Raw genomic sequence first — 12,748 nt, forward strand, 5'->3', positions numbered from 1 at the left:
GCACGCTGAGGACCACCTCGGCCCCACGCAGGAAGGACCCGTCGTGACCGCACCGCCCGCCGTGCAGACGCTCATCGACTTCTCCCTCGTCAAGCTCGACGAGATCGTCGACGCGGTGGGGGCACTCGACGACGCGACCGCGAACGCCGTACCCGCCGTTCCCGGGGCGAACTCGCCCTACGCGCTCCTCACCCATTGCCTGGGGATGATGCGACGATGGTCCTCGACGGTGAATCTCGGGGTCACGGTGCCACGGGACCGCGACGCGGAGTTCAGCGCCGCCGGTCCGGTCGCCGATCTCATCGTCCGAGCCGCCGAGGTGCGCCGGGCCTTCCTCGACGACCTCGCCGCCACCGACTGGGCCGCACCGCCGGTCGCCCCGGCCACCGGGTACGGCCCGTGGTCGCAGACGACCTTCGGGGTTCTCCTCCACGTGTTCGAGGAGCTGTGCCAGCACCTCGGGCACCTCGAGATCACCCTCGACCTGCTCCGGGCGGGCGACCCGGAGCCCTGAACCGGGACCGGCCCGATCGGCGCAGCTTCCTCAACCGCGTCCGGTCCGATCGGCGCAGTCCGATCATCCGGCTCCCCGAACCGTCTCCGGCCTCGCCCACCGGTTCGTCCGCACACACCCGCACCCCCGACCATCCGAGGACCGCATGCGCACACTCCACGTCATCGCCCTGGGCGGCACGATCGCCTCGAGCTCGCCGGCCGGTCGGCCGGGATCCGCCGGCGGCGGCCCGACGGACACCCCGTCCGGTGTCGCCCCGTCGATCACCGCGGCGGAGATCACCGCCGCCGCCCGCCTCGATTCGCTGCCCGGGGACCCCGTCGAGGTCACGGTCGAGCAGCTCGCCCAGGTCGGCTCCGGCAGCATCACCCTCGACATCCTCCACCGGGTCGTGCGGTCGGCGCGGGCGGCCGCCCGGCGCGGGGCCACCGGCATCGTCCTCACCCAGGGCACCGACACCCTCGAGGACTCCGCGTTCGCGCTCGCGCTGCTCAACGACGCGGGCATCCCGATCGTCCTCACCGGTGCGATGCGCAATCCGACTCTCCCCGGAGCCGACGGCCCGGCCAACGTCCGCGCGGCCGCCGTCGTCGCGCTCGCCCCGGAAGCCGCCGGACTGCGGGCGGCGCTCGTGTTCGCCGACGAGGTGCACGACCCCGTCTTCGTCCGGAAGGCGCACGCGAGCCACGTCTCGCCCTTCACCTCGGGCCCGGTCATCGGTGCGCTCGGCTGGGTCGCGGAGGATCGGCTGCACCTCCCGCACGTCCCGGTGCCGAGGTCCCTGCCGGCCGGGCTCGCGGTGCCGGAGCACGCCGAGTCGGTGGCTTCCGAGCCGGAGGATGCTGAGGAAGTCACCGAGGGGCACAGATCAGCACCCCCGAACGCCGACGGCGACCCGCATGACTCCGGTGCGGGCGACGGGTTCCCTCGGGTGGCGCAGATCGAGGTCGGGTTCGACGACGGGCTCGAGCACCTCACCGCACTGCCGGACCTCGGGTACGCGGGCGCGGTGATCGCCGGAGCCGGCGGCGGGCACGTCGCTGAGTGGGCCGTCGAGCGGGTGGCCGCCCTCGCCGCGCGGATGCCGGTCGTCCTCGCCTCCCGCACCGGTGCCGGCGCGACTCTCGAGTCGACGTACGGCTATCCGGGGGCGGAGATCGATCTGCTCGGGCGGGGACTGATCCCGGCCGGGTGCCTCGACCCGCGCACGGCTCGGATCGCACTCACGCTCGCCCTGGCCCGGGGGATCGACCCCGCCGAGGTGTTCGCCGCGTTCCGCTGACCCGGGACGCCGCACGGCCCGGCGCACAGCGTCCATCCGGACCGCTGGTCACAGAGCCGACCGCACACCCTCCGGAGGCCGTGCCCCTGCGCTCGCACAACCGAACGACGCTCGGCGGTCAGGCGTCGGGTCGGTCGTATCGGACGGTGCGCTCGCCGGCGGGACGGATGTCGTCGAGCGCAGCCAGATCCGCGCTCCCGAGCTCGATCTCCTGCGCCTGCCAGTTCGACTCGAGATTCTCCGGACGGGTCGTCCCCGGGATCGGGACGACGTCTGTTCCCTGGGCGAGCACCCAGGCGAGCGCCACCTGGCCCGCCGTCGCTCCGTGCCGCCGCGCGATCCGCTCGACCCGCGTGACGGCGGCGAGGTTGGCCCTGAGGTTCGACCTCCGCCACCGCGGAAGGAACCGCCGGTAGTCGAGGAGCGGCAGCCGGGTGGTGGAACGAGCGGCTCCGGTGAGCATGCCGCGGCCGAGCGGGCTGTAGGGCACGATCGCCGTCCCGGTCTCGCGAGCGGCCTGCAGCGGACCGTCCTCGATGTCGCGGGAGAACAGCGACCATTCGCTCTGCAGAGCGGCGATCGGGTGGACGGTCCGGGCCCGGCGGATCTCCTCCGCCGTCGCTTCGGACAGTCCGATCTCCCGAACGGTCCCGGCAGTGACGAGTTCGGCCATCGCGCTGACGGATTCCTCGACGGGCACCTTCGGGTCGACCCGGTGGAGATAGAGGAGATCGATCTCCTCGACGCCGAGGCGGCGCAGCGACTGCTCGACGGAGGCCCGGCAGTGCTCCGGCGTGCCGTTCTGGGAGTTCGGCATTCCGAGGAGGTTCGTCCCGAGGCCCCATTTGGTGGCGATGACGATCCGGTCCCGGACCGAGGCCCGACGAGGCGCGAGATGCTCGCCGAGGAACCGCTCGTTGTGGCCGCGGCCGTACATCGCGGCGGTGTCGAACAGGGTGATCCCGAGCTCGAGGGCGCGATCGAGCGTCGCCCGGGCCGAGGCGGCATCGGGTCGGCCGTAGGTCATCGACATCCCCATGCAGCCGAGGCCCACGCGCGACACCGCGAGATCGCCGATGCGCGTCATGACGCACCTCCGTCCGCCGAGGTGCGGGCATCGGAGTCCGCTGCGGGGAGCAGTTCGTCCATCGTGTCCGGGCCGCACGCTCCGCCGTGGCGGTCGATCTTGTAGGTCGTCACTGCGAGCGCGAACTCGAGGTCGGCGATGCGCCGGCGCAGATCGGCGCGGTGCTCCTCCATGATCTGCAGGCGGGCCGCGACCGTCTGCGGTCCGGCCGCGGTGAGCGCCGCGTACTCCTTGAGCCGGCGCATGCTCATGCCCGACAGTCGCATCCAGGTGAGGAACACGAGCTGCTTGATCGCGTCGATGTCGAAGACCCGTCGGTTGAGCTCGTCCCGCGGAATCGCGAGGAGGCCCTCCGATTCGTAGTAGCGGATGGTGCTCGGGGTGGTGCGGGTGAGCGCGGCGACCTCGGAGATCGTGGTGAGCGGGGCGATGTCCGCATCCGCGATCGCCGAATCGATGAGTCGGTCGATCGCCGCGCTGTCGAGGGGATGGCCGAAGCGACCGAGGGACGTCATGACCTGGTCGAGCAGGTCGTTCACGGGTGCCATGTTCGGAACCCTAGGGCGTCAAGCGCACTCGAAGGCAAGAGCGCCGATGATCGACCGAATTCGGGAACAGAACACCGGGCCCGTGCGTTGACGGGATGACCGGCGCGACTGAAGGGAACCGTCATGACCAAGGACAATCCGAACCGCTCCCCGTACGAGGGCGCAGGCCTCCTCATCGCACTGGCGAGCACGCTCGTCGGTGCTGCGGTGACGGCCCTCGTCGTCAAGGTCCGCCGCGACAAGGGCGCACCGCACCTCGACCCGGAGGCCCACGACGACCCGCGCAGCTGATCCAGCCCCCGGCGGCGCGGTGCCGGTGCGCCGCGCCGCCGACGGACGACCTGGGCCCCTGCACTCCGCGGAGTGCAGGGGCCCAGGTCATTCGCGGGGAGCCGGGGGTCTCACTCCCCGACCTGGATGATCGTCTTGCCGAAGTTCTTCCCCTCGAGCATCCCGACGAAGGTCTGCGGGGCGCTGTCGAGGCCTTCGGTGATGTCCTCGCGGTACTTGACCCTGCCCTCCCGCACCCACTGGCCCATGTCGCGCAGGAAGTCGGAGAACATCGATTCGACGAACTCCGTCTGGATGAAGCCGCGCAGCAGCAGGCTCTTCGTGAGGATGTTCCGCATGAGGGCGGCGGACTTGTCCGGGCCGGGCGGCACCTCCGTCGCGTTGTATCCGGCGGCCAGGCCGCACACCGGCACGCGGGCGAAGGTGTTGAGCCGCGGGAGCACGGCGTCCCACACCGGCCCGCTGACGTTCTCGAAGTACACGTCGATGCCCTGCGGCACCGCCTGCTTGAGCGCCCCGCGCAGATCCTCGCCCCGGTGGTCGAGCGCGACGTCGAAGCCGAGCTCCTCGAGGTAGGCGACCTTCTCCGGCCCGCCGGCGATGCCGACGGCGGTGCAGCCCTTGATCTTCGCGATCTGCCCGACGGCCGAACCGACCGGCCCGGTGGCCGCGGCCACGGCCACGGTCTCGCCCTCCTGGGGGCGTCCGATCTCGAGGAGACCCGAATAGGCGGTGAACCCGGGCATGCCGAGCACGCCGAGGGCGGTGGTCACCGGAGCCTCCTCCGGATCGAGGAGGCGCAGCTGCGCGGCTGGCTCGACGGAGTACGACTGCCAGCCGCCGTAGGACAGCACGGTCTGCCCCGCGGAGAATCCGGGATCGTTCGACTCGACGACCTCGGACACGGTCGCGCCGACGATGACGTCGCCGACCTCGACCGGCTTCGCATAGGACTTCGCGTCGGACAGCCGCCCGCGCATGTACGGGTCGAGGGAGAGATAGCGCGTGCGGAGCAGGACCTCTCCGTCGCCGGGCGTCCCGATCGGGGCGTCGTCGTGGATGAAATCGTCGGGCTGCGGGACTCCCACGGGGCGGGACCCCAGACGGATGCGGCGGTTCGACTCGGACATGCAATCTCCTTCGGCTGCTGTGCGGCGGTGAGGCTCTGAGCGACGGCGCGCCCTGCTGAGTCACACATGGACGTGACGCCGGTCACCAGTCTAGGTCGTCGGCCGGTCGCCCACCCATTCGGCGATCTCCTCCGTTCCGGGCACCGGCCAGGCGGGGTCCGGGTCCCATTGCGTCCACTCCGGGTCGAACGCCCAGTGGCCGTCGGCGTGCGCCGCGAGCGCCAGGTCCGCGTTCGCCTCGATCGCGGCGGCGATGCCGGGCGACCACATCCCGTGGTGCACCGCGCCGGCGAGCTCGTCCTCGTCCTTCCGCGCGACCGCGCCGTCCGCTCCGATGACGAGGTCGAGGATGTGGTCGCTCGTGAAGAGTTCGGTACCGAGGCGCCGATGACGGTGCTCGAGATTGATGTACCAGCTGCGGTGAGCCCCCTCTGCGGAGCGGAACACCCAGACGGAGAACGGCATCCCGGTCGGCACGATCCGCAGCACCCCGCGGCCGTGCCAGCGGCGCAGGATCTGCACCCGCTCGGGAGCGCGGTCCACCGGCACGAAGCGCGCGGCGTGCGGGACCGCATGGGGGTCGAGGTGCTCGTACCCGCGGATCCTCAGGTCGGCGGTCGGCGTGCCCCCGGCGAGCCACAGCACGAGTCCGCGCTCGTCGTCGCGGACGACCCGCATCGGCTGCACGACCTCACCGCCCACCCGGTCGAAGTCGCAGCGCCGGAACCGCCAGCGCACGAGGTCCCCCGGGGCGGCGAAGGGCCCCTTGCCCACCGGCCGGGTGCCTGCGGGGAGGGTGATCGGGAACGGGTCGATGCTCTCCACGCGAACATTGTCCCGCACCCGCCGCCGCTACAGTGTCCCCATGATCATCGAACCCCGCGACGACGCGGACGTGCCGCGGTTCATCGCCGACCTCGGGCTCCCGGGGCTCGCCGACATCCACGTCCATTTCCTCCCGGAGCGGATGCTCACCAAGGTCTGGGACTACTTCGACCGCAGCGCGGAGCGCACCGGCCGGCCCTGGCCGATCACCTATCGGCACGACACCGCGACCCGGCTGCGGATCGCCCGGGACCTCGGCCTCGCCCGCATCCCGGCGCTGACCTACCCGCACAAGCCGGGCATGGCGGCATGGCTCAACGACTGGAACGCGGAGTTCGCGGCCGCGCATCCGGACGTCCTCCACTGCGCCACGCTCTACCCGGAGTCCGGGATCGGCGAGGAGGTCGAACGGGTTCTCGAGGCGGGCGCGCAGCTCTTCAAGGTGCACATCCAGGTGGGCGCCTTCTCCCCCGACGACCCGCTCCTCGTGCCGGCATGGACGGCCATCGCGCGGGCCGGGGTGCCGGTGGTCATCCATGCCGGCTCGGCCCCGCTGCCGGGAGAGTTCACCGGACCCGAGGCGGTCGCCGCGGTCCTCGCCCGGCATCCCGAGCTGCGGCTCGTCATCGCCCATATGGGGATGCCGGAGTACCACGCCTTCGCCGACCTCGCCGAGCAGTACCCGGGGGTCCACCTCGACACGACGATGTTCAACACCGACTTCACGAATGCAACGACGCCGTTCGACGCCGCCTACCGGGAGCGTCTGCCGGGGCTGCGGGAGAAGATCGTGCTCGGCTCGGACTTCCCGAACATCCCCTACCCCTACGCCCACCAGCTCCAGGCGCTATGCCGGCTCGGCGACGAGTCGGACGGGTTCGGCGATCCGTGGCTCCGCGCGGCGCTCTGGGACAACGGCGCCCGGCTGCTCGGGATCGGCTGACCGGGTCCGGGCCGGTGATCCGCGGTCCGTCGGTCCGTGCGCGGTCGGTCTGCGGCCGGTCCGTGGCCTGTGCGGGGCGGGCCCGGGCTCAGCGGCGCCGGTAGGACGGGGCGCGCTTCTCGAGGAAGGACGCCGTCGCCTCGGCCCGGTCTTCGGTCATCGCGGTGTAGATCTGCTGCCGGTTCTCGAACTCGACGGCGGCCTCGAACGACGGGATCTCGAGGGACTTCCACAGCCCCTCCTTGGTGAACTCCACCGAGATCGGGGCGTTCTGCATGATCTGCCGGGCGGTCTCGAGCGCCCGGTCCATGAGCGCCTCCGGCTCGACGACGTCGGCGAGCAGCCCGAACTGCTGGGCCTCGGCCGGGGTGAAGCGTCGCCCGGTGAGCATGAGCTCCTGCGCCCTGGCGGCCCCGACGATCCGCGGCAGCAGCCAGGACAGGCCCATGTCGCACGCGGAGAAGCCGGCGCGGATGTAGCCCACTGCGAAGTTCGCATCCGGCACTCCGTAGCGGATGTCCGAGGCGCACAGCATCGACAGCCCCACGCCTGCGGTGGCGCCGTTGACCGCGGCGATGACGGGCACGCGGAGTCCGCGGATCCGGGCGACGAGGTCGGCGATCTCCTTCTGGCGGGCCATCGAGCGCGGCACCTGGCCCTGCTCCTCGATGAGCGCCTCGTCCCCGTACCCGGTGAGGTTGAGGCCGGCGCAGAACGCCCGGCCCTCGCCGGTGAGGATGAGCACCCGGAGGTCGAGGTCGGCGTCGACCTCGGCGAGGGCGGCCTTGGCCTGGGTGATCAGGTCGATGTCGGCGGTGTTCATCCGCTCGGGCCGGCAGAAGGTCAGGCGGGCGATCCCCGGTTCGGGACGGTCGAGACGGACGGCGGTGTCGGTGTCGGTATCCATGGGTCCAGAATAGTGATCCGGCGCGCGTGCACGTGGCGCGGATCACATGCCGGGCACCGCGGGACGACTGCCGGCGGCCGGCCGGCGCCCGCCCCGATCAGATCGGCCCGACCCGGTCCGGGCCTCGCCTGCGGCGGCAACGCTGGGCGCACGGGGTCTCAGCCGACGGTGAGCTGCGATCCCCCGGTTTCAGCCGTCGGTGAGCTGCGCCCACTCCTCGGCGAGCCACGGGCTGAAGGCGAATGGGGCGGCGTCGAGCGCCCGTCCCAGATCCTCCGGGGCGAGCCACGCGAACTCCGCGACCTCCGCGGTGCTCGGCCGCAGCTCGCCGACGAGACGAGCGGTGAATACCGGGCAGATCTCGTTCTCCACCACACCCGAGGCGTCCACCGCGCGGTAGCGGAAGTCCGGCAGCACCTCGGTGATGTCGGAGACCTCGCAGCCGAGCTCCTCGCGCGCCCGGCGCTCGATGGCGCGGGCGAAGGGCTCACCCGGACCCGGATGGCCGCAGAACGAGTTCGTCCACACGCCCGGCCATGTGCGCTTACCCAGGGCACGCCGGGTCATGAGGACTCGGCCGGCGTCGTCGTGGAGGAAGCACGAGAAGGCGAGGTGGAGCGGGGTGTCGGCGTCGTGGACCGTGGCCTTCGCGGTGGTGCCGATCGGGGTGCCGTCGTCTGCGAGGAGGACGACGAGCTCTTCGGTGCCGGCCATGGTCGGACCTCCAGGGTTCGGGGAGCGCGCACCGCGCGGATCCTCGGCCACGTCGGTCATCCCACCCTAGCGGAGGGCTCGGACATCACTCGCAGCGCCGGATGGCCTCGGAGAGCTCGAGGTCCGAGCGGACGACGGTGAAGCCCGGCGGGGCGGCCGCGCAGACCTCGGGGAGACGTCCGACGTACTCGATGTCGAACACCGCCTTCCCGGCCTCGGCCACGGGCTGGTACAGGTCGCACTCCCCGAGATTAATGCACTGCTCGAGCACCGCGAAATCAACGGTCTGGACGACCTCGGGCACGATCTCCCCGGCATTCTTGAGCCCGATCGCGAGCCCGTGGGAATGCGCGATCTCCGCGACCGCGCGCAGGTACGCGACCGCGTCCTCCGCGGTGAGGTCGAATCCCGAATCGTTGCTGAAGACGTCGATGCTGTCAGGGTCGATCGCGCGGAAGCCCTTGTCGGCGCAGGACTCGATCCGGCGCTCCATGATCGGCAGCAGGACATCGTGCCGACGGATGTCGAGCCACCGCTCCCCCGGCCACTCCGCGTAGTCCTTCCCGATGACCTCGGGCGGGAAGTCCGCCGCGTCGGCCCGCCAGTCCTCGACGGTCCCGATGCTCAGGTAGCAGATGGGATAGACCCCGCGGTCGAGCAGAGAGCGCACATCGGCCTCCTCAGTCTCCTCGCCGTCGAGGTCGTAGACGTCGACCGGGAGCCCGAGGTCGACCGCGCCCTCGTACTGGATGTGGAAGCTCGCTCCGGCAGGCGGCGGCGTGACGGCCGCGCCGGCCGACGGGCCGGCTCCATCTGCGGACGGCGAGGCCTCCGGCACGTCCCCCGAGGCGGATGTGTCCGGGGTCGCCCCCGTCGCACCATCGGCGCCTCGGCCGGCACCGTCGCCCATGGCGCAGCCGACGGTGAGCACGCTCGCCGCGAGACCGACCGCGCAGACACGGAGGAGTCCGTTCACGCGCATCGCGGTACGGATCCGGTGTCGGTCACGGCCCGATTCCCGGCATCATCGGAGTCCGGTGGAGGTCCATCGTCGCGCTGTCCGGGTGCTGCGCCACGACCGTGGTCCTCAGACGACCGGGCGCTCGACGCCGTCGACCGGCTCCGGACGCTCCTGGATCACCTCGGAGGTGTTGGGGAACAGGAACTGATAGGTCAGGCCGGCGATCGCGGCACCAGCGAGCGGGGCAAGGAAGAACACCCAGACCTGCGCGAGCGCGTCGCCGCCGCCGAACACCGCGACGCCGAGCGAGCGGGCCGGGTTGACCGAGGTGTTCGAGACCGGGATCGACACGAGGTGGATGAGGGTGAGCGAGAGCCCGATGGCGATCGGGGCGAACCCGGCCGGCGCCCGGTTGTCGGTCGCACCGAGGATGACGTAGAGGAAGATCGCGGTGAGGACGAGCTCGCAGATGATCACCGCGAGGAGCGAGTAGCCGTTGGGCGAGAACTCGCCGTAGCCATTGGTCGCGAAGCCGTTCTCGGCGACCGAGAACTCGGACCGGCCCGTGGCGATCGCGAGCAGGACGGCTCCCGCGACGATTCCGGCGACGAGCTGGGTGATCCAGTACGGCAGCGCATCGCGCCACGGCAGGCGGCCGGAGAGCGCGGCCCCGAGCGTGACCGCGGGGTTGAAGTGCCCGCCCGAGATGTGGCCGACGGCGTAGGCCATGACGACGACGGTGAGTCCGAAGGCGAGGGCGACGCCGAGGAAGCCGATGCCCATGTTCACGCCGTTGTCGGTGTCCATGACGGATGCCGCGAAGATCGCGGATCCGCAGCCGCCGAAGACGAGGACGAAGGTGCCGAGGAACTCGGCGGCGAGCTTGGAGACGAGGGAAGGGGAGTTCATCGTTCGACCTTTCGTTCGGACCGCGGTGAGGCGACCGCGCTCGGAGTCGGCCCCAGGATACTCCTCCGTAGGGCGCTTGGGCACCTCGGCGCGCACCGCCGCGTCCAGGGCCGGAATACAGTGGTCGCATGAACGCATCCCCTTCCGCACCCCTCCGCTCCTTCCGCCAGGTCGACGTCTTCGGCATGACCCCGCTCGGGGGCAACCCCGTCGCCGTGGTCCACGACGCCGAAGGGCTCGACGACGCGACGATGGCCGCCTTCGCCCGCTGGACCAATCTCTCCGAGACGACGTTCCTCCTGCCGCCCACCTCCGCAGACGCCGACTACCGGCTGCGGATCTTCACCCCCGGCAGGGAGCTGCCCTTCGCCGGGCACCCGACACTCGGCTCGGCCCACGCATGGCTCGAGAACGGCGGGGTCCCGCGCGCGGCGGGCACGCTCGTCCAGGAGTGCGGAGCCGGCCTCGTCACCCTGCGCGTCGGCGACACGGTCACCCCCGCCGAGGTCGCCGCCGAGCCCCGGGCCGGCGGCAGGATCGCCTTTGCGGCGCCTCCGCTCGTGCGCTCGGGTCCCGTTGACGCAGGCACTCTCGGCGAGGCGATCGCCGCCCTCGGTCTGCACGAGAACGATGTCGTTGCGAGCAGCTGGGTCGACAACGGGCCCGGCTGGCTGGGCATCCTGCTGCGCGACGCGGCGCTCGTGCGGTCCCTCACCCCGGACTTCACGCGCATGGGGGATCTGAAACTCGGCGTCATCGGCGCCTATCCGGAGGCCGAACGACCCGCCGGCGTACCCGACGCTTCCGCGTACGACCCCGTCAGGCCAGCCGACTTCGAGGTGCGCGCCTTCGTCCCCGGTTACGGGGTGCCCGAGGATCCGGTCACCGGCAGCCTCAATGTGGGGCTGGCGCAGTGGCTCATCGGTTCGGGGCGGGCGCCGACCACGTACACCGCCTCCCAGGGAACCCAGGTGGGCCGGACGGGGATCGTGGGGATCGAGCAGGTCGGTGCGGACATCTGGGTGTCGGGCAGCACCCGCACCGTGCTCATCGGCACCGCCGACCTCGGCTGAGGGGCGGGCGGGTCGAGACGCGTCGGCTCGGTGGTACGCAGTCGCTCCGACGCCCTCGCCGTGTGACGCCCAGGCCCCGCGACGCGCGAACGGGCACCTCACCTCGCCGAACCGCCCCTCATGCTCGATCGCACGGTCGAACTGCCACTTGTGCTCGATTTCCGCACCGAGAACCGAGCACGCGTGGCAGTTCGACGCGGATCGGGCAGAAGCGGCAGGTTGATCGGGCGGAGATCGAGCAGAGATGGCAGGTCGATGTGCCGGGCGGACTGCGACGGGGCGCACCGTGATACGCAGGCATCACTTGCGTTCGCGCACCTATCGCACCCGGATGCCCACCGCTCGCGCAGTACTCTGAAGACCCGCTCCGACGCCGAGGAGGCATGATGACTGCTCCGGACCCCGCCGCCGATCCCGCTGACTCCGCCAGGGACTCCCAAGCAACCCCCGCCGCCGGGTCGTCGGGCACGCCGAACTCCGCCACCACCGGGCAGCCCACCAGCGCTCCCGGTTCCTCTCCCTCCGACGCTCCAGGGCGCGCCCCGCTGACCTGGTTCATCACCGGCGCGAACTCCGGTCTGGGGCTCGCGATCGCACGCACCGCCGCAGCATCCGGCGATCGGGTGCTCGCGACCGCACGCCGCCCGGAGACTCTAGAGGACCTCGTCGCGGAGTTCCCCGGCTCGGTGCGCGCCGCCGCGCTCGACGTCACCCGGGCCGAGCAGATCGCCCCGGCCGTCGACGCGGCCATCGCGGCGTTCGGCGGGATCGACGTCCTCGTCAACAACGCCGGCTACGGCCTGCGCGGGGCCGTCGAGTCCTGGAGCATGGACCAGCTGCGGCGACTCTTCGACACGAATGTGTTCGGCGTCGTCGAGCTCACCCGTGCGGTGCTCCCCCACATGCGGGACGCGGGTTCCGGCTGGATCGTCCAGATGTCCTCGGTCGCGGGATTCCGCGTGAGCCCCGGTGCCGCGGCATACTCCGCCTCGAAGTTCGCGCTCGAGGGCCTGTCGAAGGGGCTCGCCCTCGAGGTCGCCCCGCACGGCATCGTCGTCACGCTCGCCGAGCCCGGCCCGTTCCGCACCGACTTCTCCGGCCGCTCGCACGACTGGGGCGAGGAGCACCCCGCCTACACCGAGATCCTCGCCGAGGAGTTCGAGGCGTACCGCGCCCGTTCCGGCCGCCAGGCCAACGACCCGGTCCGCGCTGCGGAGATCCTCGTCGGGCTCGCGCACGGACCCGACAAGCCGCTCCACCTGCCGCTCGGTCCCGAGGCGTTCGCCGCCGCCCGCGGCGAGTTCACGTCACGGCTGGCCGCGCTCGACGAGATCGAGGCCTACGCGGCTGACACCGGGTTTCCCGACGACGTGTGAGCCGGCCGAACAGATGAGCCCGGCGAATGAGCCGGACAGGCACGGTCCCGGTCGATCCCGGCCGGCGTCGGCGTCTCCCCGATGCGCCCGGGGACACCGCACCTGACAGAACCGTCGCCGCTCGCTCCGCCAGTCGTCCGCGCGGAACCCGCCGCGTCCCGCAGACCGTCATCAGCGGCAGGCCGACC

General features: G+C 71.7%; 14 protein-coding genes. 6 read left to right on the forward strand and 8 right to left on the reverse strand.

All coding sequences use genetic code 11. From position 1 onward, the window contains the following. The first annotated feature begins 43 nt into the window (after window positions 1-43). Together C1A17_RS08730 and C1A17_RS08735 are read left to right on the forward strand one after the other, a co-directional pair. Window positions 44-514 carry a DinB family protein gene (locus tag C1A17_RS08730; RefSeq protein WP_101652636.1) on the forward strand — a complete coding sequence of 157 codons (471 nt, stop codon included), beginning with the start codon at window positions 44-46 and terminating at the stop codon, window positions 512-514. A 145-nt stretch (window positions 515-659) separates the two neighbouring features. Further along, on the forward strand, window positions 660-1,796 hold the full coding sequence (locus tag C1A17_RS08735) for an asparaginase domain-containing protein (RefSeq protein WP_101652637.1): 1,137 nt from the start codon (window positions 660-662) through the stop codon (window positions 1,794-1,796). A gap of 118 nt (window positions 1,797-1,914) precedes the next feature. On the opposite strand, the gene C1A17_RS08740 is transcribed toward C1A17_RS08735, so the two are convergent. Next, on the reverse strand, window positions 1,915-2,883 hold the full coding sequence (locus C1A17_RS08740; RefSeq protein WP_101652638.1) for an aldo/keto reductase: 969 nt from the start codon (window positions 2,881-2,883) through the stop codon (window positions 1,915-1,917). Continuing rightward, the gene (locus tag C1A17_RS08745; protein WP_101652639.1) at window positions 2,880-3,431 is read right to left on the reverse strand and encodes a MerR family transcriptional regulator; all 552 of its coding nucleotides are present in this window, start codon (window positions 3,429-3,431) and stop codon (window positions 2,880-2,882) included. Before C1A17_RS08745 ends, C1A17_RS08740 begins: the two co-directional genes overlap by 4 nt. A 123-nt stretch (window positions 3,432-3,554) precedes the next feature. Here C1A17_RS08745 and C1A17_RS14185 point away from each other — a divergent pair, with 123 nt between their 5' ends. Then, the gene (locus C1A17_RS14185; protein WP_180953259.1) at window positions 3,555-3,722 is read left to right on the forward strand and encodes a hypothetical protein; all 168 of its coding nucleotides are present in this window, start codon (window positions 3,555-3,557) and stop codon (window positions 3,720-3,722) included. Between the two features lie 110 nt (window positions 3,723-3,832). On the opposite strand, the gene C1A17_RS08750 is transcribed toward C1A17_RS14185, so the two are convergent. Continuing rightward, on the reverse strand, window positions 3,833-4,852 hold the full coding sequence (locus tag C1A17_RS08750) for an NADP-dependent oxidoreductase (RefSeq protein WP_101652640.1): 1,020 nt from the start codon (window positions 4,850-4,852) through the stop codon (window positions 3,833-3,835). Between the two features lie 90 nt (window positions 4,853-4,942). Further along, on the reverse strand, window positions 4,943-5,677 hold the full coding sequence (locus tag C1A17_RS08755; RefSeq protein WP_245873609.1) for a ribonuclease FAU-1 family protein: 735 nt from the start codon (window positions 5,675-5,677) through the stop codon (window positions 4,943-4,945). 40 nt (window positions 5,678-5,717) lie between these two features. Between C1A17_RS08755 and C1A17_RS08760 the strand changes: the two genes are divergently transcribed. After that, window positions 5,718-6,620 (forward strand): amidohydrolase family protein, encoded by a 903-nt coding sequence (locus tag C1A17_RS08760; RefSeq protein ID WP_101652641.1) that lies wholly within the window; start codon window positions 5,718-5,720, stop codon window positions 6,618-6,620. 88 nt (window positions 6,621-6,708) lie between these two features. Here the strand turns inward: C1A17_RS08760 and C1A17_RS08765 are convergent, their stop codons facing one another. The 4 genes from C1A17_RS08765 to aqpZ form a co-directional block, all read right to left on the reverse strand. Then, window positions 6,709-7,527: an enoyl-CoA hydratase/isomerase family protein gene (locus C1A17_RS08765; RefSeq protein WP_101652642.1), complete on the reverse strand. Its 819-nt coding sequence runs from the start codon at window positions 7,525-7,527 to the stop codon at window positions 6,709-6,711. A gap of 189 nt (window positions 7,528-7,716) precedes the next feature. After that, window positions 7,717-8,241: an isopentenyl-diphosphate Delta-isomerase gene (gene idi / locus C1A17_RS08770; protein WP_101652643.1), complete on the reverse strand. Its 525-nt coding sequence runs from the start codon at window positions 8,239-8,241 to the stop codon at window positions 7,717-7,719. An 85-nt stretch (window positions 8,242-8,326) separates the two neighbouring features. After that, entirely contained in the window at window positions 8,327-9,217 is an 891-nt protein-coding gene (locus tag C1A17_RS08775) for an endo alpha-1,4 polygalactosaminidase (protein ID WP_180953260.1), read from the reverse strand. 111 nt (window positions 9,218-9,328) lie between these two features. Then, window positions 9,329-10,111, reverse strand: coding sequence for an aquaporin Z (gene aqpZ / locus C1A17_RS08780; protein ID WP_101652645.1), 783 nt, complete (start codon window positions 10,109-10,111; stop codon window positions 9,329-9,331). A 128-nt stretch (window positions 10,112-10,239) separates the two neighbouring features. Here aqpZ and C1A17_RS08785 point away from each other — a divergent pair, with 128 nt between their 5' ends. Both C1A17_RS08785 and C1A17_RS08790 read left to right on the forward strand, forming a co-directional pair. Beyond that, window positions 10,240-11,184 (forward strand): PhzF family phenazine biosynthesis protein, encoded by a 945-nt coding sequence (locus C1A17_RS08785; protein WP_101652646.1) that lies wholly within the window; start codon window positions 10,240-10,242, stop codon window positions 11,182-11,184. Window positions 11,185-11,567: 383 nt separating this feature from the next. After that, on the forward strand, window positions 11,568-12,560 hold the full coding sequence (locus tag C1A17_RS08790) for an SDR family NAD(P)-dependent oxidoreductase (protein ID WP_219618263.1): 993 nt from the start codon (window positions 11,568-11,570) through the stop codon (window positions 12,558-12,560). The last annotated feature ends 188 nt before the right edge of the window (window positions 12,561-12,748 follow it).

Origin of the sequence: Brevibacterium ihuae (assembly GCF_900184225.1) — a bacterium.
In the GTDB taxonomy this organism is placed as follows: domain Bacteria; phylum Actinomycetota; class Actinomycetes; order Actinomycetales; family Brevibacteriaceae; genus Brevibacterium; species Brevibacterium ihuae.